This window comes from Streptomyces sp. AM8-1-1, assembly GCF_032229325.1.
GTDB lineage: Bacteria > Actinomycetota > Actinomycetes > Streptomycetales > Streptomycetaceae > Streptomyces > Streptomyces achmelvichensis.
Genome location: NZ_CP135086.1, coordinates 6,431,525 through 6,451,261, shown reverse-complemented (window position 1 = coordinate 6,451,261; position 19,737 = coordinate 6,431,525). Strand labels below are relative to the sequence as shown.

The 19,737-nt window shown below is 72.3% G+C and carries 19 protein-coding genes and 1 riboswitch; of the genes, 8 read left to right on the top strand and 11 right to left on the bottom strand.

Annotation, left to right across the window (positions count from 1 at the left end):
• Nucleotide 1 precedes the first annotated feature (1 nt).
• Entirely contained in the window at nt 2-757 is a 756-nt protein-coding gene (locus RPQ07_RS28740; protein WP_313947115.1) for an SDR family oxidoreductase, read from the top strand.
• A gap of 24 nt (nt 758-781) precedes the next feature.
• Here RPQ07_RS28740 and amaP read toward each other — a convergent pair whose 3' ends face one another.
• From amaP to RPQ07_RS28700, 8 genes are all read right to left on the bottom strand, one after another.
• Nucleotides 782-1,360: an alkaline shock response membrane anchor protein AmaP gene (amaP, locus tag RPQ07_RS28735; RefSeq protein ID WP_313947114.1), complete on the bottom strand. Its 579-nt coding sequence runs from the start codon at nt 1,358-1,360 to the stop codon at nt 782-784.
• Between the two features lie 6 nt (nt 1,361-1,366).
• Complete coding sequence (locus RPQ07_RS28730) at nt 1,367-2,017, bottom strand: DUF6286 domain-containing protein (protein ID WP_313947113.1); 651 nt, start codon at nt 2,015-2,017, stop codon at nt 1,367-1,369.
• Nucleotides 2,014-2,382 carry a hypothetical protein gene (locus RPQ07_RS28725; RefSeq protein WP_313947112.1) on the bottom strand — a complete coding sequence of 123 codons (369 nt, stop codon included), beginning with the start codon at nt 2,380-2,382 and terminating at the stop codon, nt 2,014-2,016. The genes RPQ07_RS28730 and RPQ07_RS28725 overlap by 4 nt, the downstream gene beginning before the upstream one ends.
• A 5-nt stretch (nt 2,383-2,387) precedes the next feature.
• Nucleotides 2,388-2,579 (bottom strand): hypothetical protein, encoded by a 192-nt coding sequence (locus RPQ07_RS28720; protein WP_313947111.1) that lies wholly within the window; start codon nt 2,577-2,579, stop codon nt 2,388-2,390.
• 11 nt (nt 2,580-2,590) lie between these two features.
• Nucleotides 2,591-3,088, bottom strand: coding sequence for an Asp23/Gls24 family envelope stress response protein (locus tag RPQ07_RS28715; protein WP_313947110.1), 498 nt, complete (start codon nt 3,086-3,088; stop codon nt 2,591-2,593).
• 237 nt (nt 3,089-3,325) lie between these two features.
• Nucleotides 3,326-4,117, bottom strand: coding sequence for an enoyl-CoA hydratase/isomerase family protein (locus RPQ07_RS28710; RefSeq protein WP_313947109.1), 792 nt, complete (start codon nt 4,115-4,117; stop codon nt 3,326-3,328).
• A gap of 129 nt (nt 4,118-4,246) precedes the next feature.
• Nucleotides 4,247-4,465 carry a helix-turn-helix domain-containing protein gene (locus RPQ07_RS28705; protein ID WP_019060653.1) on the bottom strand — a complete coding sequence of 73 codons (219 nt, stop codon included), beginning with the start codon at nt 4,463-4,465 and terminating at the stop codon, nt 4,247-4,249.
• 374 nt (nt 4,466-4,839) lie between these two features.
• Nucleotides 4,840-6,438, bottom strand: coding sequence for an ABC-F family ATP-binding cassette domain-containing protein (locus RPQ07_RS28700; protein WP_313947108.1), 1,599 nt, complete (start codon nt 6,436-6,438; stop codon nt 4,840-4,842).
• Between the two features lie 282 nt (nt 6,439-6,720).
• On the opposite strand from RPQ07_RS28700, the gene RPQ07_RS28695 reads away from it, so the two are divergent.
• A complete protein-coding gene (locus RPQ07_RS28695) occupies nt 6,721-7,611 on the top strand; it encodes a neutral zinc metallopeptidase (protein ID WP_313947107.1) in 891 nt (296 codons plus the stop codon).
• A gap of 93 nt (nt 7,612-7,704) precedes the next feature.
• Nucleotides 7,705-8,103: a VOC family protein gene (locus RPQ07_RS28690; protein WP_313947106.1), complete on the top strand. Its 399-nt coding sequence runs from the start codon at nt 7,705-7,707 to the stop codon at nt 8,101-8,103.
• Nucleotides 8,104-8,148: 45 nt separating this feature from the next.
• On the opposite strand, the gene RPQ07_RS28685 is transcribed toward RPQ07_RS28690, so the two are convergent.
• The 3 genes from RPQ07_RS28685 to RPQ07_RS28675 form a co-directional block, all read right to left on the bottom strand.
• A complete protein-coding gene (locus tag RPQ07_RS28685; protein WP_313947105.1) occupies nt 8,149-9,444 on the bottom strand; it encodes a hypothetical protein in 1,296 nt (431 codons plus the stop codon).
• Between the two features lie 146 nt (nt 9,445-9,590).
• The gene (locus RPQ07_RS28680) at nt 9,591-10,718 is read right to left on the bottom strand and encodes an alpha/beta hydrolase family protein (RefSeq protein ID WP_313947104.1); all 1,128 of its coding nucleotides are present in this window, start codon (nt 10,716-10,718) and stop codon (nt 9,591-9,593) included.
• 55 nt (nt 10,719-10,773) lie between these two features.
• The gene (locus RPQ07_RS28675) at nt 10,774-11,436 is read right to left on the bottom strand and encodes a class II aldolase/adducin family protein (protein ID WP_313947103.1); all 663 of its coding nucleotides are present in this window, start codon (nt 11,434-11,436) and stop codon (nt 10,774-10,776) included.
• 223 nt (nt 11,437-11,659) lie between these two features.
• On the opposite strand from RPQ07_RS28675, the gene RPQ07_RS28670 reads away from it, so the two are divergent.
• From RPQ07_RS28670 to cobN, 5 genes are all read left to right on the top strand, one after another.
• Entirely contained in the window at nt 11,660-12,910 is a 1,251-nt protein-coding gene (locus tag RPQ07_RS28670; protein ID WP_313947102.1) for an anion permease, read from the top strand.
• Between the two features lie 13 nt (nt 12,911-12,923).
• Nucleotides 12,924-13,145 carry a hypothetical protein gene (locus RPQ07_RS28665; protein WP_313947101.1) on the top strand — a complete coding sequence of 74 codons (222 nt, stop codon included), beginning with the start codon at nt 12,924-12,926 and terminating at the stop codon, nt 13,143-13,145.
• Between the two features lie 118 nt (nt 13,146-13,263).
• Nucleotides 13,264-13,405, top strand: a riboswitch (cobalamin riboswitch).
• Nucleotides 13,406-13,522: 117 nt separating this feature from the next.
• On the top strand, nt 13,523-14,488 hold the full coding sequence (locus RPQ07_RS28660) for a cobalamin biosynthesis protein (protein ID WP_313947100.1): 966 nt from the start codon (nt 13,523-13,525) through the stop codon (nt 14,486-14,488).
• Complete coding sequence (locus tag RPQ07_RS28655) at nt 14,485-16,002, top strand: cobyric acid synthase (protein WP_313947099.1); 1,518 nt, start codon at nt 14,485-14,487, stop codon at nt 16,000-16,002. The genes RPQ07_RS28660 and RPQ07_RS28655 overlap by 4 nt, the downstream gene beginning before the upstream one ends.
• Nucleotides 15,999-19,685, top strand: a complete 3,687-nt coding sequence (cobN, locus tag RPQ07_RS28650; RefSeq protein WP_313947098.1) for a cobaltochelatase subunit CobN — start codon at nt 15,999-16,001, stop codon at nt 19,683-19,685. The genes RPQ07_RS28655 and cobN overlap by 4 nt, the downstream gene beginning before the upstream one ends.
• Nucleotides 19,686-19,737: the final 52 nt, after the last annotated feature.

The window sequence follows — 19,737 nt, the reverse complement described above, 5'->3', positions numbered from 1 at the left end:
CATGGATCTTGGACTGAAGGACCGCGTCTACATCGTCACGGGTGCCTCGCGAGGGCTGGGGAACGCGTCCGCGCGTGCGCTGGTCGCCGACGGGGCGAAGGTCGTCATCACCGGGCGCGACGAGAAGACCGTCGCGGACGCCGCGGCCGAGCTCGGCGCGAACGCCGTCGGGGTCTCGGTGGACAACGCCGAGCCGTCGGGCGCGGAGCGCCTGATCGCCGCCGCGCGGGCGCACTTCGGGCGCTTCGACGGGGTGCTGATCAGCGTGGGCGGGCCGCCGCCCGGGTTCGCCGCGGACAATTCCGACGAGCAGTGGCAGTCGGCGTTCGAGTCGGTGTTCCTCGGAGCGGTGCGGATGGCGCGCACCGCCGCGGCGGCGCTCGGCGAGGGCGGCGTCATCGGCTTCGTGCTGTCGGGCTCGGTCCACGAGCCGATCCCCGGCCTGACCATCTCGAACGGGCTGCGCCCGGGGCTCGCGGGCTTCGCGAAGTCCCTCGCCGACGAGCTCGGTCCGCAGGGCATCCGTGTGGTGGGCCTGCTCCCCGCGCGGATCGACACGGACCGGGTGCGGGAGCTGGACGCGCTCTCGGGGGACGCGGACGCGGCCCGCGCGTCGAACGAGTCCCGTATTCCGCTGCGGCGCTACGGCACCCCGGAGGAGTTCGGCCGCACGGCGGCGTTCCTGCTCTCCCCCGCCGCCTCGTATCTCACCGGCATCATGCTCCCGGTGGACGGCGGCGCACGCCACGGCTTCTGACCGCCCGGGCCGACCGATCCGCCGTCAGGACACCCTGCGCGGGGTGTGCTTCGCCGCGCGCAGGTGGGCCTCCGTCGGCAGCGACTCCAGTCCCGCCGACTCGCGCGCGTGGGTGACCGCCTCGTCCGTGAGGCGCGCCAGCGTCTCACGGGGGGACGCATGGGGCTCCAGCAGGAGGCCCACCCGCGTCGCCGGGGCCGTACGGCTGCCCCTGAGCATGATGTGGGCGCGGGCCACCCCGTCCAGGGACTCCGCCTCGCGCTCCAGGACGCCCTCCAGCGCCCGGCCCCGCAGCAGCGCGCCCTCGCCGTCGCCGCTCTCGACCAGGACCTCCGCCAGGCGCTTGCGGCGCAGTTGGGCGATGAAGTGCCACAGCGCCAGGAGCACCAGCAGCGCGAGAACGGCGATGACCACCGGCCACCACCAGCCCTCGTCGCGCCACCGCTCCCGGTCGGCGTCGCTGAGCAGTACGTCGTGCGGTCCGTCCCAGGGCCACCAGGACGGCACCGCGAGGCCCGCCGCGGCCGCGAGCACGCCTCCGCCCAGGCACACGAGCACCAGGCCGGCGAGGCCGATCAGGACCCGGTTGACGATCCGGAGCACGGTGCCTCACCCCTTCTTCGCGGGCGGCCGGCCGACGTGCACGGCCAGGGACGGCGGCTTGGCGAGCCCGAGTTCGGTGATGCCGAAGCCCACCGCGGCGTCCAGGTCCCGGCGTACGTCGTCGAGTTCGCGGAAGTGGGAGCGGGCTCGCACGGACACCTTGCCGCGCCGCATCCGCACCCGTACGGACTGCACCCCGGACACCTCCATCGCCCGGTCGCGCAGCACCAGGGCCGCCGCCTCCCGGTCGAGGCCCGCACGGACGGAGGGGGCCTCGCGCCGCATCGGCAGCAGCCACCGCAGTCCCGGGCTCAGGGCGAGGACCAGGAGCACGAGGCCGAGGAGCACCGCGACGGACGCGGCCACCATCACCCAGGTGTTGTCGGCCTGCCAGGTGGCGAGGCGCTCCGCCGTGACGCGGCGCCACTGCATGCCCGGCCGGCCCGCACGGACGGCGGCGACGTCGTACAGCAGGACGCCCGCCCCGCCGAGCACGACGAGCGCCAGCAGTGCGGCCGGCACCCTGCGCACCGACCAGAAGCGCCCTGCCCTGCCGCCGTCGCCCTCCGCCGGTGCACCGGCGCGGTCGTAGGCCGCCGCCGAGGAGGACTGGTCGAGGTCGAGCACGGGTGCCCCGGGCGGTACCGGCTCACTCATCTGATCCTCCCCTGCCCGGCCGAGCGTGAGTGCACCGAGTGCAGCCGTTCGACGAGCACGGCGACCTCGGGCACGTCCATCCCCGCCAACGCCTTTACCCGCTCCGCGACCCGGCGACGCACGGCTCCGCACTGCGCTCCGATGTCGGAGGGGTAGTCGAGCTCCAGGGTCACCCGCACGCGCGCGATGTCACGGTGCACCGTGACCGAGGCATGCGGCGGACTGCCGCCTTCCGGGACGGCGTGGAGCGCCTCGCGTGCCGCGCGCGCGGCGATCTTCGCCACGACCCGGTCGGCGATGACGGTCGCCCCGCGCTCGCCGGCTGCGACGCTTCCCCCGCCTTCGGGGGCGGGACCGGCGGCCACGGCGGTCACCGGGGCCGGTCGCCGCGCTCGCGACTGCGGAAGAACTCTCCGGGTTCGAGGTCACCCTCGAGGAACCGGCCCACCACAAAGCCGACCGCCCCCAAGGCAGCGACCAGCAGGAACGCGCCGAAACCGCCGAAGTATCCGGCGAAGGCGAGCGCCATGCCGGCGATCAGGCCGACCACAGCCATGCTCATCGTGAGCTCCTCTACTGGATACGTGGCTCGGGCTCGTCGTCCTCTTCATCGGGCAGCTTGACGTCGCCTACCGCGATGTTGACCTCGACGACCTCAAGACCTGTCATCCGCTCGACGGCGGAGATCACGTTCTCGCGGACCGCGCGGGCCACGTCGGCGATGGAGACGCCGTAGTCCACGACGATGTCCAGGTCGAGCGCGGTCTGCACCTCGCCGACCTCGGCCTTGACGCCGCGGCTGGCGCTGGAGCGGCCGCTGCCCGGTACGCGGTCGCGGACGGCGCCGAAGGTACGGGACGCCCCGCTGCCCATCGCGTGCACGCCGATGACATCGCGGGCCGCGAGTCCGGCGATCTTCTCGACGACACCGTCGGCGATGGTGGTGCGTCCACGGGACGCGGGGTCCCCGGAACCACGCTTGGTCGTCGACGGCTTCCTCGGCTCTTCGCCCGAGCCGGACAGATCTCTGCCGGGAGGGTCGGGCCGGTTCCTCGGCGCGGTTTCAGTCATCGCCGTGTGTCCTTTCCGGGCGATTACGGGCTTCGTGTCCACATTAGGACGGGATGCCCGCTTTCGCTCCGGAGATGCGCCAGGTCACGACAGCAACCAGCGCCGACGCGTCACGGTCGAGGTGGGGCCGCACAGGCCAGGATTGCCGGGCGGGCCGGGGAGAGGGCGAGGCCGGCGTCGTACGGGAATCACACGGCGGCCGACTCGCCCACCCGGGGGACGGCCGGCCGCCCGGTGTCAGTCCCCGATACCCGCGAGATCCCGCAGCCGGCGCGCCTGCGCCGCGCGCTCGGCGGTGCGCTGCTCCTCGTAGGAACGGCCGTGGACGCCCTGGAGCAGCGCCTTCGTCTCGATCACGGCGTCGCGCGGGGCGGCGAGCAGTGCGGAGGCCAGGTCGCGCACGGCGCCGTCGAGTTCGTCGCCAGGGACGACAAGGTTGGCCAGCCCGGTGCGCTCGGCCTCCTCGGCGTGCACGAAGCGGCCCGTCGCGCAGATCTCGAGCGCGCGGGCATAGCCGACGAGCGACACCAGGGGGTGCGTGCCGGTGAGGTCGGGGACGAGTCCGAGGCTGGTCTCGCGCATGGCGAACTGCACGTCCTGCGCCACGACCCGCAGATCGCAGGCAAGGGCGAGCTGGAAGCCCGCTCCGATCGCATGGCCCTGAACGGCCGCGATCGTGATGACATCACTACGACGCCACCAGGTGAATGCCTCCTGGTACTCGGCGATGACAGCGTCGAGCTCCGCGTCGGAGCCCCGTGCCAGATCGAGGAAGGACGGCTCACCCTCGAAACCCTCGGGCGTGAACGCCTGCCGGTCGAGACCGGCGGAGAAGGACTTGCCCTCACCGCGCAGCACCACGATCCGTGCAGTGCCCGGCAGTGACCGACCCGCCTGCGCCAACGCCCGCCACAGAGCGGGAGATTGGGCGTTGCGCTTGTCCGGGTTGGTCAGGGTCACCGTGGCAACAGCGTCCTCGACGGTGAGCCGTACGCCGTCCTTGTCGAGCACAGAGTCGAGCGAAGTCATGGGGGCGCCTCCGGTTCAGGTGCAGTCAGGTGCAGATTAGCTAAGCGACTGCACAGTAACCACCCGGTCGGACAACCGACCGACCGGGTGGCCACCGCCTGGAACCGGTGGACCGAAGGAGCCAGGTCGTCAGGCCGAAGCCTTCTTGCCTCGTGTTGCTCCGCCGCGTCCCCGCAGCGTGACTCCGGACTCGCTGAGCATCCGGTGGACGAATCCATAGGAACGGCCGGTCTCTTCGGCCAGCGCCCGGATGCTCGCACCGGAGTCGTACTTCTTCTTCAGGTCTGCCGCGAGCTTGTCGCGCGCGGCGCCGGTAACCCGGCTGCCCTTCTTCAGAGTCTCGGCCACCCGTGCCTCCTCATGGGAAGTGCGCTCTGGACTTCTCATGATCACCCCTTGAGGGCTTCCTGGCCACCCATTCGGCAAGGTCCGTACGACGAGCTTTGCGGTGCGCGGGGCCGTCGCCACGACCGGAGCCCATGATTCCGAGTGTCCGTAGTCGCACGTCAGGCCGATCTTTCCGAAGAACGGCCAGGTCAGAACGGGTGGGCAGGAGCCGGCGCAGGCAGGGACACGGACGGCGGCAATCCGCTCGGCGCCACGCCGCAGTACGAGACGCACTCACTCAGATGATGGATCACGTGTCGGCCGAATGATCCATACGGAGTGGATCAGTGCGCCGCAGACCCCCGGACCGGGGGCCGCGCGGCCCCCGGCGGCGGTCAGGCGAGGGCGACCAGGTCCGCGTAGTCCTTGCCCCACAGGTCCTCGACGCCGTCCGGCAGCAGGATGATCCGCTCCGGCTCCAGCGCCTCGACCGCTCCCTCGTCGTGCGTGACGAGGATGACCGCGCCCTTGTAGGTGCGCAGCGCGCCGAGGATCTCCTCGCGGCTGGCCGGGTCGAGGTTGTTGGTGGGCTCGTCGAGGAGCAGGACGTTGGCCGACGAGACGACGAGGGTGGCCAGCGCGAGACGGGTCTTCTCGCCGCCGGAGAGGACCCCGGCGGGCTTGTCCACGTCGTCCCCGGAGAACAGGAAGGAACCGAGCGTCTTGCGCACCTGGACCAGATCGAGGTCGGGCGCGGAGGAGCGCATGTTCTCCAGGACCGTGCGGTCGGGGTCGAGGGTCTCGTGCTCCTGGGCGTAGTAGCCGAGCTTGAGGCCGTGGCCCGGGGTGACCTCGCCGGTGTCGGGCTTCTCCACCCCGGCCAGCAGCCGCAGCAGCGTGGTCTTGCCCGCACCGTTCAGACCGAGGATGACGACCCGGGAGCCCTTGTCGATCGCCAGGTCGACATCGGTGAAGATCTCCAGCGATCCGTACGACTTCGACAGACCCTCGGCGGTGAGCGGGGTCCTGCCGCAGGGGGCGGGGTCGGGGAAGCGCAGCTTGGCGACCTTGTCGGCCATGCGGACGTCTTCCAGACCCGAGAGCAGGCGCTCGGCGCGCCGGGCCATGTTCTGCGCGGCGACGGTCTTGGTGGCCTTGGCGCGCATCTTGTCGGCCTGGGAGTTGAGCGCGGCGGCCTTCTTCTCGGCGTTCTGGCGTTCGCGCTTGCGGCGCTTCTCGTCCGCCTCGCGCTGCTGCTGGTACAGCTTCCAGCCCATGTTGTAGACGTCGATGTTCGAGCGGTTGGCGTCCAGGTAGAAGACCTTGTTCACGACCGTCTCGACCAGGTCGACGTCGTGGGAGATGACGATGAAGCCGCCGCGGTAGGTCTTCAGGTAGTCGCGCAGCCAGACGATGGAGTCGGCGTCGAGGTGGTTCGTCGGCTCGTCCAGGAGCAGGGTGTCCGCGTCCGAGAACAGGATGCGGGCGAGCTCGACCCGGCGGCGCTGACCACCGGAGAGCGTATGCAGCGGCTGGCCGAGCACCCGGTCGGGGAGCCCGAGCGCGGCGGCGATGGTGGAGGCCTCGGCCTCGGCGGCGTATCCGCCCTTGGTGAGGAACTCCGTCTCCAGGCGCTCGTACTTCTTCATCGCCTTCTCGCGGGTGGCTCCCTGGCCGTTCGCCATCCGGTCCTCGTTCTCGCGCATCTTCTTCAGCACGGAGTCGAGGTCGCGGGCGGAGAGGATCCGGTCGCGGGCGAGAGTGTCGAGGTCGCCGGTGCGCGGGTCCTGCGGGAGGTATCCGACCTCGCCGGAGCGGGTGATGGTGCCGGCCGCGGGGATGCCCTCACCCGCGAGGCACTTGGTGAGCGTGGTCTTGCCGGCGCCGTTGCGGCCGACCAGGCCGATGCGGTCGCCCTTGGCGATACGGAAGGAAGCGGACTCGATGAGTACGCGCGCGCCGGCGCGCAACTCGATGCCGGAAGCGGTGATCACGGACAGACTCCAGGGCGGGTGGACGGCGGAAGGGACGGTCGCGGAAGCTTCGACGCCGTCTAATGCGCAAGGAGAATGGCCATGGAGGCCAGTCTAACCGGGCGGTGCAAGTGGTTTTGCCGCTGCTGGGGCGGGGCGACGGCCCCCGGGGAGGCCCGGCCGGGCCCACGCGGACGCGATCGCGGCAAAAGGGGCGAGTCGCCACGGAATGATCAATACTCGGCGCCAGGTGGCGCCGGCGGCGGGCCGGCGCCACGCCCGCGCAGCCGAGGGTGGTGGCTCATGCAGTTCGACGACGACGCCGATCTGGACACGTCCGAGGTCCGGGACGTGCGGGGCAGCCGTGTCCCCGGCGGCAGGGCGACCATCGGCGGCGGCATCGCGGGACTCATCGCGCTGATCCTCGGACTGTTCTTCGGCGTCGGACCCGAACAGCTCGGCCTCTCCTCGGGCGACACCGCCCCGGCCCCGACGGCCTCCACCCAGGCCGAGGTCGATCAGGCGTGCCGGCGGGGGTCGGACGCCAACACCCGCGAGGACTGCCGGATCGTCGCTGTGGTCAACAGCGTGCAGGACTACTGGCGTGCGGAGTTCCCGCGACGGCAGGGGCGCTACAGCGACGCCCGCACCGTGATGTTCGCCGGGCAGGTGGGCACCGCCTGCGGGGCCGCGACCGCGGCGGTGGGGCCCTTCTACTGCCCCGCCGACCGGCAGGTCTATCTGGATCTCGGCTTCTTCGACGATCTGCGGACGAAGTTCGGGTCGACCGGCGGACCGTTCGCCCAGGCCTATGTGGTCGCCCATGAGTACGGCCACCATGTGCAGAACCTGATGGGCACCCTCCAGCGCGCCCAGGACAGCCGGCAGGGCGCGAACAGCAACGCGGTGCGGGTGGAGCTCCAGGCCGACTGCTACGCGGGCGTCTGGGCGCACCACGCCACGACCACTCCCGACGAGCGGACCGGCAGGCCGCTGCTGACGACGCTGACGGACGCCGACATCAGGGACGGCCTGGACGCGGCGGCCGCGGTCGGCGACGACCGGATCCAGGAGAGGTTCCAGGGCCGCGTCACCCCCGAGTCCTGGACGCACGGCTCGGCGGCGCAGCGCCAGCAGTGGTTCTACACGGGCTACCGGACCGGCGACATGGCGCGCTGCAACACCTTCGCCTGACGGCCCTGGCGGGGCTCCGGGCGTTGTCGGTGGCCGGTGCCAGACTGAGACCCAGATCACATCCCCACCGTCGAGCATGAAGGAGTGATCGGAATGGCACAGTCACCGAGCATCAGTCCGACCCTGGTCTATGCGGACGCCAAGGCCGCGATCAAGCAGCTCACCGAGGCCTTCGGCTTCACCGAGCACGCGGTGTACGAGGACGAGGACGGCCGGGTGGTCCATGCCGAGCTGATGTACGGCAACGGCATGGTGATGCTGGGCAGCAAGGGCACCGGCGGCGAGTTCGCCAAGCTGATGACGGACGCCGGGCCCGCGGGTGTCTTCGTCCATGTCGACGATGTCGACGCGCACCACGGCAAGGCCGTGGAGCACGGGGTGGACGTGGTGATGCCGCCGACCGATCAGGACTACGGGGCGCGGGACTACATGGCGCGCGACATCGAGGGCAATGTGTGGAGCTTCGGCACATACGCACCGGGGACGGCATAACCGGAGGAGCCGGGTCCGGCCCCTCCGGGGATGACGGGACAGCCCTCAGGCGCCGCCGGTGTGCACCTGGAACGCGGCCCTGCGCACGGCCTTGGCGAGTGCCGGGTCCGGATGCGCGGCCGCGAGTGCGACCAGGACCTGGACCGTGCGGGGGTGGCCGCCGGCCCGGACCTCGTCCAGGAGCGCAGGGACGGTGCCCTGGACCGCCGAGTCGAGGTGGCGCAGCAGGAGTTGGGGCTCACCGTGGTCGGCGACGGCCGCCGCGGTGTCCACCCAGAGCCAGGTGGCTTCCTCCCGGGTGAGGACCTCGGCGGCGTCCTCGGGGTCGGCCCCGTCGTACTCCGCGAGCCACAGCAGCGCGTAGGGGCGCAGGGAGGGCTCGTGCGCGGCGGCACGGACCTCGCCCTCGGCGGGGGCGCCGACGACGCGCAGCGCCTCGAAGGCGAGTCCGCGCAGCAGGGCGTCCTCGCCGCGGGCGACGCCGAGCAGTTCGGCGACGGCGCTGGAGACCGTACGGGCGGCCAGCCAGGCGCGGTACTCGGCGCGGGCCGGACCCGGGGTGAGACGGGCGCAGCCGCGGAGCATGTCCTCGGCCGACTGCTCGATGTTGCCGGCGGGGCTCTGGGCGGCGACACAGATCTGTTCGAGCTTGACCCACACCGCCCAGTTGCCGAGCGGGGTGAGCGTCGCGGAGCTGCCCGCGTCGAGCGTCAGGGCGCCGACGGCGGACAGACCCTCCAGGGCCCAGTCGAGCAGCGGAGGCAGCGGGGCGTCCGAGGCGGCGGGGACGGGCTGCTCCTGAAGGCCGTACGGCACCTCGCAGCGCTCCTCGCGCAGTTCGGCGACGCGCTGCTCCAGCAGGTCGAGCAGCGCGGGCACCAGGACCGGGCCGGCGGAGAGCTGGAGGAGCGAGAGCAGTTGGGGCACGGCCTCGACGACCTCGGCCACCGCGGTGGGGGCGACGTCGGCGGGGGCCGGGTGGATCAGCGACCAGGCGTCGAAGAGGGCGACCCAGCCCCGCAGTACGGCCATGTCGTCGCGGTCCCAGGCGCGCAGACGCCAGCCGGGGCGTGCGGTGTCGCCGTGCAGTTCGACCAGACCGGCGAGACGGGCCCGGTCCCAGCCGGTGCGGACCTGGAGCGGTGTCAACTCCAGTGCGGCGGCGGCCCGTTCCTGCGCCCGGTCGGCGAGCGGAGCGGTGCTGGGGTCCCTTTCGACGGCCGCCCAGCGGGCGATGCGGACGGCGTCCGCGAGGACCGCCCGCGCCTGACGGGCGAGCTCCGCGGGCGGGGGTGTGCCCTCGGGGGGCCTCGGTGCCGGCCGGGTGCGCCGGGTCGTCACGGCCCGTCGTGCGGCGGCCAGTGACCGCGGGCGGACAAGACGGAGTCTGGAGTTGCGCGCCAATTGCTCATCAGGCTTTCGGGACGTCACAGGGAGCAGTGTTCCCGCTGTATGCCCGAAAGCCCAAACGGAACCTGGTGGGCCGCCTACAGAAGGGGGGTGAGGAAGCGGCGCAGCGCCTCTTCGTAGTGGGCCGGGCCGGCGTTCCACATGGCCGCGTGAGGGGCCTCGCGGACCGTCTGGAGGCTGACCAGATCGGGGCGGGCGGCCGCGAGGTCGCGGGAGCGCTGCCAGGGCGCGAGCGTGTCGTCGGGGCCGTGGAAGATCAGGGTGGGCGCCGTCAGGGCGCCGGGGTCGGCGACGTCCCGCAGCCGGTCGCCGTACAGGCCCGTCCTGCCCTGCGCGGCCCGGACGGCCAGGGGCAGCAGGACGGCGGGGGTGCGGCGGGCGGAGGCCAGACCGCGCAGGGTGGCTTCCCAGTCGAGGACCGGTGAGTCGAGGACGAGGCCGCTGATCCGGTCGCGCAGACCGGAGTTGGCGGCTGCGTACAGGGCCATGGAGGCACCGGTGGACCAGCCGTGGACGACGATCTGGTCGGCGCCGTGGCGTACGGCGAAGCGGATGGCGGCGTCGAGGTCGCGCCATTCCGAGTCGCCGAGGTGGTTGAGGCCGTCGGGGGACCTGGGCGCGTCGGGGTCACCGCGGTAGCCGAGCCCGAGCACCGGGCAGCGCTGGCTCCGGAGGAACGGCAGCAGATTCAGGGGGTGTTCGCGGGTGGTGCCGAGACCGTGCACGGCGATCACCCAGGTGCCGCGGATGCCCGGCACGAACCAGGCGGGCAGCGGGCCGAGTTCGCCGGGGATGCTGACCTCGGAGCAGTCGATGTCGAGCGCCTCCCGCGGACTGCCGTGGTACAGCTGCGGCGTCATCCGGACCCGGGTGCCCGGACCGAGGGTGCCGAGGACGACGCGCTCCAGACGGCGCACGAGCGTGTCGGCCGCATGCGGCACGTCGTCCAGCACCGGGCCGACGATGGCGTGGATGCCGGGGCCGACGAGCCCGTATCTGCCGGGGCGCCGCGAGGCCAGGCTGCGCGTGAGCGTGACCCGGCCGGCGGCCACGGCGTGCACGGTGAGCTTCGGCTCTCCGGGCAGCGGGCGGCCGGGCGGCGCCTTGAGCGCGGCGTCGCTGGCGTAGCGGCCGGCCGCGAACGCGGCCGCGCCGGCACCTATCAGAGTGGTGACGGCCGCTGCCGTCGCTGTAGCCGGGCGCACTGCTCCAGTGTCGGTACCGGCGGGCCGCCCTGCCAGTGGACGGACGCCACCGGTGTCAGCGGCCCTGGCCGTAGCCCCGGAGTTTCTCCCCGACCTCGGCCAGCTGGGCGCCGGAGAGCAGGGTGGGAGTGCGGCCGGGCACCGAGGACGCGGTCAGCCAGAGCCGGCACATCCACTCCAGCTGGGCGGTGCGGTCGTACGCCTGGTCGAGGGTGTCGCCGTAGGCGACGGTGCCGTGGTTCTGGAGCAGGCAGGCCGTGCGGTCCTCCAGGGCCGCCCGCATGGCCGCGGCCAGCTCGTCCGAGCCGTAGAGGGCGTAGGGGGCGACGCGTACGGGTCCGCCCAGCGCCGCCGTCATGTAGTGGATCGGCGGCAGCGTGGGGACGAGGGTGGAGACGGCCGTGGCGTGCACGGCGTGGGTGTGCACCACGGCCCTCGCCGGGGTGCCTCGGTAGACCTCCAGATGCAGCGGCAGCTCGCTGGTGGGCTTGAGGTCGCCGAGCACCTGGTGGCCGTCGAGGTCGACGGCGACGGTGTCCTCGGGGGTGAGCCGGTCGTAGGGCACTCCGCTCGGGGTGACCAGGACGAGGTCGCCGGCCCGTACCGAGACATTGCCCGATGTGCCGACGACCAGGCCTTCCGCCGCCGTCCTGCGGGCCGTGGCCACGAGGTCGCGCCATGCCCGGTCGATGGTCTCCTGCCGCTCCGCATCGGTCATGCGGCGATCCTGCCAGGCCGCCGCGGGGGCAGAGAGGCCGGGCGTGACGCAGATCACGGAATCGAAGATCGGAGCCGCGGAGAGGCCTGTTTGCGGCACCGACCGAAAGCGGAGTCACAGACCCTCACTTGGAGACACCACAAAGCCCGTCCCAGTTCATCTTCCGTTCACTCAGGTTTCCTAGGTTCCACTGGCCACTGACGTCCATAGATTGCCTGGGTAAATGGAACACATCACGCTGCTGCTCGCGATCGTGATCGTGACGGCTCTCGTGTTCGATTTCACGAACGGTTTCCACGACACCGCCAATGCGATGGCGACGACCATCTCGACCGGAGCCCTGAAGCCCAAGACCGCGGTGGCCATGTCCGCCGTGCTCAACCTCGTCGGCGCGTTCCTGTCCGTGGAGGTCGCCAAGACGATCTCCAGCGGCATCGTCACCGAGTCAGGCATCACCCCAGAAGTCATCTTCGCGGCGCTCGTCGGCGCCATCCTCTGGAATCTGCTCACCTGGCTGATCGGCCTGCCCTCCAGCTCCTCGCACGCCCTGATGGGCGGACTGGTCGGCGCCACGATCGCCTCGGTCGGCGTCAGCGGCGTCAACGGCGGCACCGTCGTCACCAAGGTGCTGATCCCCGCGATCGCGGCGCCCCTGGTCGCGGGCATCGCCGCCTACCTCGCCTCCCGGCTGACCTACAGGATCAACCGGAACACCGACGAGAAGACCACCGCCAAGGGCTACCGCGCCGGTCAGATCGCCTCGGCGGGCCTCGTCTCGCTGGCCCACGGCACCAACGACGCCCAGAAGACGATGGGCATCATCACGCTGGCCCTGGTCGCCGGTGGCGTCCTCTCCCCCGGGTCCAACCCCCCGATGTGGGTCATCCTCTCCGCCGGTATCGCGATCGCGCTCGGCACCTACCTGGGCGGCTGGCGCATCATCCGCACCATGGGCAAGGGCCTCACCGACCTCCAGCCGCAGCAGGGCTTCGCCGCCCAGACCAGCGCGGCCAGCGTCATCCTCGCCTCCTCCAACCTCGGCTTCTCGCTGTCGACCACGCACTCCTGCTCCGGCGCGGTGATGGGCGCGGGCCTCGGCCGCAAGGGCGGCGTGGTCCGCTGGTCCACCGCCACCCGGATGTTCGTCGCCTGGGGTCTGACCCTGCCGGCGGCCGCACTGGTGGCGGCGGGCTCGGAGCTCGTCACACGTCAGGGCGACTGGGGCGTGGCAGCCGTCGTGGTCTTCCTGATCGGCTCCTGCGCCGCGATCTGGCTGGTCTCCCGCCGTCAGGTGGTCGACCACACCAACGTCAACGACACGAGCGTGGACGGCGAGCCCGCGGGTGTCGTGACCGCCGCCATCGCGGCCGTCACCCCGCCGCCGGCCGGCACCCCGGCCCCGGCCCAGGACATCCAGACGACCATCCCGGCTCCGGCCCCCGAATCCGAGCCGGCCCGCACGGCCGCGGTGTAAGGACAGAAACAGCATGAGCATCGACTGGGCAGCTCTCGGCTCCGTCTTCGGCGTGAGCCTCGTCGCCACCGTGGCCCTGGTGGGTCTGTTCACCCTGGGCGTGGTGGGACTGAGCAAGCAGGAATCGGCGTCCGCGCAGGGAGGCTCGGCGGTCCTGGCACGCACCGGCGCCTATGTGTGCTTCGCGCTCTGCGCGGCAGCGGTGACGTACGGGATCTACCTCATCGTCAGCTGACGCCACAGCGTCAACACGCGCATCGAGAGCCGGGCCGGGCACCCTTTGGGGTGACCGGCCCGGCTTTCGGGTGTGGGGCTCAGCACACTGTCCCGTCGCAGGTCAAAGGCAAGTTGACGCCGTTCGGGCGGCATGGTGGACTGCCGGGGCCATCTACGGCGGCAGCAGAGGAAGCCGGTGCAAATCCGGCGCGGTCCCGCCACTGTCACCGGGGAGCAGTCCCCGGAAGCCAGGAACTCTCACCGCCGTTCACGTCGAACCAGGGCGCGGACACCCTGAGTGAGGACATATCGCCATGCCCGGCTGCGGTTCCGTTCCTGCTGTGAGTACGGCCCTGAGTTCACGGTTGCACCGAGGCGAGATCCCGGCCTGAACCCATGCGTGCCGACCGAGTGTTCGTGTACGGCTCCATCGCCGGCCTGACCTGCGACCTGCTTCTCGGTGATCCCCGCCGGGGACATCCGGTCGCCGCGTTCGGGCGGGCCGCCGGGGCCGTCGAGCGTGTGTTGTGGCGTGACCACCGCGGCTGGGGTGCGCTGCACTCCCTGCTGTGCGCCGGGGGTGCGGCCGCCGCCGCGGCCCTCGTCGCGCGCGGCGCGCGGGGCAGTTCCGCCGCGTCCGTCGCCCTGACCGCGGCCGCCACCTGGTCGGTCGTCGGGGGCACATCGCTGGGGCGCGAGGCCCGGGCCATCGGCGGGGCGCTCGCCGCCGGTGATGCGGAGCTCGCCCGGGAGCGGCTGCCGCATCTGTGCGGCCGCGATCCGCAGAGCCTGGACGAGCAGCAGATCGCGCGGGCCGTCGTCGAGTCCGTCGCCGAGAACACCTCCGACGCCGTGGTCGGCGCCCTGGTGTGGGGTGCCGTGGCGGGCGTGCCCGGTCTGGTGGGCTTCCGGGCGGTCAACACCCTGGACGCGATGGTCGGGCATCTCTCGCCCCGGTACCGGAAGTTCGGCTGGGCCTCGGCACGGCTGGACGATGTGGCCGGCTGGCCCGGGGCCCGGCTCACGGCCGGACTCGCGGCGCTCGCGGGCGCGGACGGCCGGGGGGCCGTCCGCGCCTGGCGGGCCGACGCGGGCCGGCACCCCAGTCCCAACGCCGGGCCCGTGGAGGCCTCGTTCGCGGGGGCGCTCGGTGTCCGGCTCGGCGGAACGCTCTCGTACGGCGGGCGGGTCGAGCACCGGCCGGTCCTCAACGCCGAAGGGCGTGCCGTGGAGTTCGGCGACATCGAACGCGCCGTGCGGCTCTCCCGCCGCATCGGCTTTCTGACGCTGGCGGTCTGCGCCGCGGGCCGCGTCACGGGTCACGCACTGCGCGCCCGGCGCGCACGAAGGAGGCGGGGATGAGCCGGCGCAAGGGCGGCGGGCTGCTGGTCGCGGGCACCACGTCCGACGCGGGCAAGAGCGTCGTCACGGCCGGGATCTGCCGGTGGCTCGTACGACAGGGCGTGAAGGTCGCCCCCTTCAAGGGGCAGAACATGTCCCTCAACTCGTTCGTGACCCGTGAGGGCGCCGAGATCGGCCGCGCGCAGGCCATGCAGGCGCAGGCCGCGCGGGTGGAGCCGAGCGCCCTGATGAACCCGGTCCTGCTCAAGCCGGGCAGCGACCGCTCCAGCCAGGTCGTGCTGATGGGCAAGCCGGTCGGCGAGCTCAGCGCCCGCGGCTACCACGGGGGCCGGCAGGAGGCCCTCCTCGGCACCGTCGTGGAGTGCCTGGAGGAGCTGCGGGGCACGTATGAAGCCGTGATCTGCGAGGGGGCGGGCAGTCCGGCCGAGATCAATCTGCGGCGTACGGACATCGTGAACATGGGCATCGCCCGGGCCGCACGGCTTCCGGTGCTGGTGGTCGGGGACATCGACCGCGGTGGGGTGTTCGCCTCCTTCTTCGGTACGACGGCACTGCTGAGCGCGGCCGACCAGGAGCTGATCGCGGGCTATCTGGTCAACAAGTTCCGCGGGGACGTGTCCCTGCTGGAGCCCGGTCTCGACATGCTGCACGGCCTCACCGGACGGCGGACGTACGGCGTTCTGCCCTACGCGCACGGGCTCGGCATCGACGAGGAGGACGGGCTGCGGGTCTCGATGCGCGGCACGGTGCGGGAGTCGGTGCTCGCCCCGCCCGTCGGCGAGGACGTGCTGCGCGTCGCGGTCTGCGCCGTACCGCTGATGTCCAACTTCACCGACGTCGACGCGCTGGCGGCCGAACCGGGCGTCGTCGTGCGGTTCGTGGACCGCGCGGAGGAACTCGTCGACGCCGACCTGGTGATCGTGCCGGGCACCCGGGGCACGGTCAGGGCGCTGGACTGGCTCAGACAACGGGGGCTCGCGGACGCCCTCGTACGGCGGGCCGCCGAGGGCCGGCCGGTGCTGGGCATCTGCGGCGGCTTCCAGATGCTCGCCGAGCACATCGACGACGAGGTCGAGTCGCGTGCCGGAGCCGTCGACGGGCTCGGACTGCTGCCCGTCCGGGTGCGGTTCGCGGCCGAGAAGACCCTCGCCCGCCCGGTCGGCGAGGCACTGGGCGAGCCGGTCGAGGGCTACGAGATCCACCACGGCGTCGCCGACGTACTCGGCGGCGACGCCTTCCTGGACGGCTGCCGGGTCGGCGCGGTCCGGGGCACCCACTGGCACGGCTCGCTGGAGAGCGACGGCTTCCGCCGTGCCTTCCTGCGCGAAGTGGCCCGGGAGGCGGGGCGCCGCTTCGTCCCCGCACCGGACACCTGCTTCGCCGCGCTGCGCGAGGAACAGCTCGACCGCCTCGGCGATCTGATCGAGGAACACACGGACACGGGTGCGCTGCTCCACCTCATCGAGTCGGGCGCACCGGCAGGACTTCCCTTCATCGCACCTGGAGCGCCATGAGCACCGAGACCACCGTGCTGTTGCTGTCCACCGCCGACACGGACCTGCTGGCGGCCCGGGCATCCGGCGCGCCGTACCGGATCGGGAACCCGACCCGTATCGACGTGGCCGAGGAGCTGCCCGCCCTGCTGGAGGGCGTCTCCGTCGTCGTCGTACGGCTGCTGGGCGGCCGGCGTGCCTGGGAGGACGGGCTCGCGGCGCTCAAGGCGTCCGGCCTGCCGACCGTGCTGCTGGGCGGCGAGAGCGTGCCCGACGCGGAGTTGATGGCCGAGTCGACCGTGCACGCGGGGACGGTCGCGGAGGCTCTGCGGTATCTCGTCGAGGGCGGTCCCGCGAACCTCGTCCAGCTGGCCCGTTTCCTGACGGAGGACGTGCTGCCGGCCGGTCAGGGCCGCGCCACGGACACATCGGGCAGGCACAGCGCCGAGCCGCGGAAGATGCCCGAGTGGGGTCTGCACGGCGACCGCGCTCTCGTCGAGGGCAGGCCGACGGTCGGCGTGCTCTTCTACCGCGCCCACGAACTGTCCGGGAACACCGGTTTCGTCGACACGCTCTGCGACCGGATCGAGGCGCGCGGCGCCAACGCGCTGCCCGTGTACTGCGGTTCACTGCGGGGGGCGGACGCGGAGCTGTACGAACTGCTCGGCCGCGCGGACGCCCTGGTCGCGACCGTGCTCGCGGCCGGCGGCACGCGCGCCAGTGACGCCAGTGCGGGCGGGGACGACGAGGCCTGGGACATCGGGGCGCTCGCCGACCTCGACGTTCCCGTGCTCCAGGGACTGTGCCTGACCTCGTCCCGCGCCGCCTGGGAGGAGTCGGACGCGGCCCTGTCCCCGATGGACGCCGCGATGCAGGTGGCGATCCCCGAGTTCGACGGCCGGCTCATCACCGTGCCGTTCTCCTTCAAGGAGCAGGGGCCCGACGACGTACCGGTGTACGTCGCCGACCCCGAGCGGGCCGCGCGGGTCGCCGGAATCGCCGTGCGCCACGCGCGGTTGAAGCACAAGCCGAACGCCGAGAAGAAGCTCGCGGTCGTCTTCACCGCCTATCCGACGAAGCACTCCCGGGTCGGCAACGCCGTCGGCCTCGACACGCCCGCCTCCGCGGTGCGGGTCCTGGACGCCCTCAAGGACGCCGGCTACCGGGTCGACGGCCACCCCGACAACGGGGACGAGCTGATCCACCGGCTCATCAACGCCGGTGGCCACGACGTGGAGTGGCTGACCGAGGAGCAGCTGGCCGCCGCCCCGGCGCGGGTGCCGCTCGCGGACTACCGCAGCTGGTTCGACAAACTGGAGCCCTCGCTGCGCGAGAGCATGCTGGAGCACTGGGGCGAGCCGCCCGGCTCGCTGTACGTGGACGGCGACGACATCGTGCTGGCGTCCCTGCAGTTCGGGAACGTCGTCGTGATGATCCAGCCGCCGCGCGGCTTCGGCGAGAACCCGATCGCGATCTACCACGACCCGGACATGCCGCCCTCGCACCACTACATGGCGGCCTACCGGTGGCTGGAGGAGTCGTTCGGCGCCGACGCGGTCGTGCACATGGGCAAGCACGGCACCATGGAGTGGCTGCCGGGCAAGGGGCTGGGGCTCTCCGCGGGCTGCGGCCCCGACGCGGTGCTCGGTGAACTGCCGCTCGTCTACCCCTTCATCGTCAACGACCCCGGCGAGGGCACCCAGGCCAAGCGCCGCGGTCACGCGACCGTCGTGGACCATCTGGTGCCGCCGATGGCGCGCGCCGACACCTACGGCGACCTGGCCAAACTGGAGCAGCTGCTCGACGAGTACGCGCTCGTCAGCGATCTCGACCCGACGAAGGCCCCGGCGGTACGGGCGCAGATCTGGACGCTGGTGAAGGCCGCCGAGCTGCACCACGACCTGCATGTCGACGAGCAGCCCGGCGACGACGACTTCGACTCGTTCGTCATGCACATCGACGGCTATCTGTGCGAGATCAAGGACGTCCAGATCCGCGACGGCCTGCACATCCTGGGCGGCGGCCCCGAGGCGGAGGCGCGGGTCAACCTCGTCCTGGCCGTGCTGCGCGCCTCCCAGGTGTGGGGCGGCAACGCCAACGCCCTGCCAGGGCTGCGGGCCGCCATCGCCGAGCACTTCGGGCTGGTGGAGAAGGAACTGCTGGGCGAGCCCGGCGCGCCCGTGAAGGTGCCCGTCGAGCTCACCGAGCTGGTCGAGGGACCGGCCAGGACGGGCGCGGACGCGATCGACCTGCTGGAGCAGCTGTGCCGGCGGCTCGCGGAGGGCATGGAGGCGCGCGGCTGGGAGATCGCGGACGCCGCCGGGCTGGTGCGCGAGGTGCTGGGCACCGAACTGCCCGAGGCGGTGGCCGTACTGGGGTTCGCCTGTACGGAGGTCGTGCCGCGGCTCGCCCGGACGACGGACGAGATCGGCAACATCCTGCGGGCGCTGAACGGCGGCTATGTCCCGGCGGGCCCGTCCGGCTCCCCGACGCGCGGCCTGGTCAATGTGCTGCCGACGGGGCGGAACTTCTACTCGGTCGACCCCAAGGCCATCCCCTCGCGGCTGTCCTGGGAGGTCGGCCAGTCGCTCGCCGACTCGCTGGTGGCCCGCTATCTGGCGGACACCGGCGACTACCCGCGGTCCGTCGGCCTGACGGTCTGGGGCACGTCCGCGATGCGCACCCAGGGCGACGACATCGCCGAGATCCTCGCGCTGCTGGGCTGCCGCCCGGTGTGGGACGACGCCTCCCGCCGAGTGACCGGCTTCGACGTCGTGCCGCTCGAAGAGCTGGGCCGGCCGCGCATCGATGTGACCGTGCGCATCTCCGGCTTCTTCCGGGACGCGTTCCCGCACGTGGTGGGGCTCATCGACGACGCGGTGCGGACGGTGGCCGAGCTCGACGAGCCGGCCGAGGCCAACTTCGTACGGGCGCACGCCGACGAGGACACGGCCGCGCACGGCGACCGGCGGCGCGCGACCGCTCGTATCTTCGGCTCGAAGCCGGGCGCGTACGGCGCGGGTCTGCTGCCCCTGATCGACGCGCGCAACTGGCGCAGCGACGCCGACCTGGCCGAGGTGTACGCGGTGTGGGGCGGCTACGCCTACGGGCGCGAGCTCGACGGCCGTGCGGCGCGCGGTGACATGGAGACCGCGTTCCGCCGGATCGCGGTCGCCGCGAAGAACGTCGACACCCGCGAGCACGACCTCGTCGACGCGGACGACTACTTCCAGTACCACGGCGGCATGGTGGCGATGGTGCGCCATCTGACGGGCACCTCGCCCGAGGCGTACGTCGGCGACTCGGCCACCCCGGACCAGGTGAAGACCCGGACGCTGGGCGAGGAGACGCACCGCGTGTTCCGGGCGCGGGTGGTCAACCCGCGCTGGATGGCGGCGATGCGGCGCCATGGCTACAAGGGCGCCTTCGAGATGGCCGCGACGGTGGACTACCTGTTCGGGTACGACGCCACGGCCGGGGTCGTCGACGACTGGATGTACGAGAAGTTGTCGGCGGAGTACGTCTTCGACCCGGAGAACCGCGAGTTCATGCAGAAGTCCAACCCCTGGGCGCTGCGCGGGATCTCGGAGCGGCTGCTGGAGGCGGCCGAGCGCGGGCTGTGGGCGGAGCCGGACGCGGAGACGCTGGAGCGGCTGCGCGCGACGTACCTGGAGCTCGAGGGCCAGTTGGAGGGCGACGAGTGAACGGCTGCGCCACCGCCCCTGACACCGCACCTCCGTCGAGGCCGAAGACCAC

Excerpts from the sequence above, each read along its gene's own strand:
- RPQ07_RS28675 (WP_313947103.1), bottom strand. The coding sequence starts at position 11,436 with ATGACCGATGCGGAGCGGCAGGAGACCATCGACCGGGCATGGCGCGAC.
- RPQ07_RS28730 (WP_313947113.1), bottom strand. The coding sequence starts at position 2,017 with ATGAGTGAGCCGGTACCGCCCGGGGCACCCGTGCTCGACCTCGACCAG.
- RPQ07_RS28670 (WP_313947102.1), top strand. The coding sequence starts at position 11,660 with ATGGAACACATCACGCTGCTGCTCGCGATCGTGATCGTGACGGCTCTC.
- RPQ07_RS28720 (WP_313947111.1), bottom strand. The coding sequence starts at position 2,579 with ATGAGCATGGCTGTGGTCGGCCTGATCGCCGGCATGGCGCTCGCCTTC.
- RPQ07_RS28695 (WP_313947107.1), top strand. The coding sequence starts at position 6,721 with ATGCAGTTCGACGACGACGCCGATCTGGACACGTCCGAGGTCCGGGAC.
- RPQ07_RS28740 (WP_313947115.1), top strand. The coding sequence starts at position 2 with ATGGATCTTGGACTGAAGGACCGCGTCTACATCGTCACGGGTGCCTCG.
- RPQ07_RS28690 (WP_313947106.1), top strand. The coding sequence starts at position 7,705 with ATGGCACAGTCACCGAGCATCAGTCCGACCCTGGTCTATGCGGACGCC.
- RPQ07_RS28715 (WP_313947110.1), bottom strand. The coding sequence starts at position 3,088 with ATGACTGAAACCGCGCCGAGGAACCGGCCCGACCCTCCCGGCAGAGAT.
- cobN (WP_313947098.1), top strand. The coding sequence starts at position 15,999 with ATGAGCACCGAGACCACCGTGCTGTTGCTGTCCACCGCCGACACGGAC.
- RPQ07_RS28665 (WP_313947101.1), top strand. The coding sequence starts at position 12,924 with ATGAGCATCGACTGGGCAGCTCTCGGCTCCGTCTTCGGCGTGAGCCTC.
- RPQ07_RS28710 (WP_313947109.1), bottom strand. The coding sequence starts at position 4,117 with ATGACTTCGCTCGACTCTGTGCTCGACAAGGACGGCGTACGGCTCACC.
- RPQ07_RS28655 (WP_313947099.1), top strand. The coding sequence starts at position 14,485 with ATGAGCCGGCGCAAGGGCGGCGGGCTGCTGGTCGCGGGCACCACGTCC.
- RPQ07_RS28660 (WP_313947100.1), top strand. The coding sequence starts at position 13,523 with ATGCGTGCCGACCGAGTGTTCGTGTACGGCTCCATCGCCGGCCTGACC.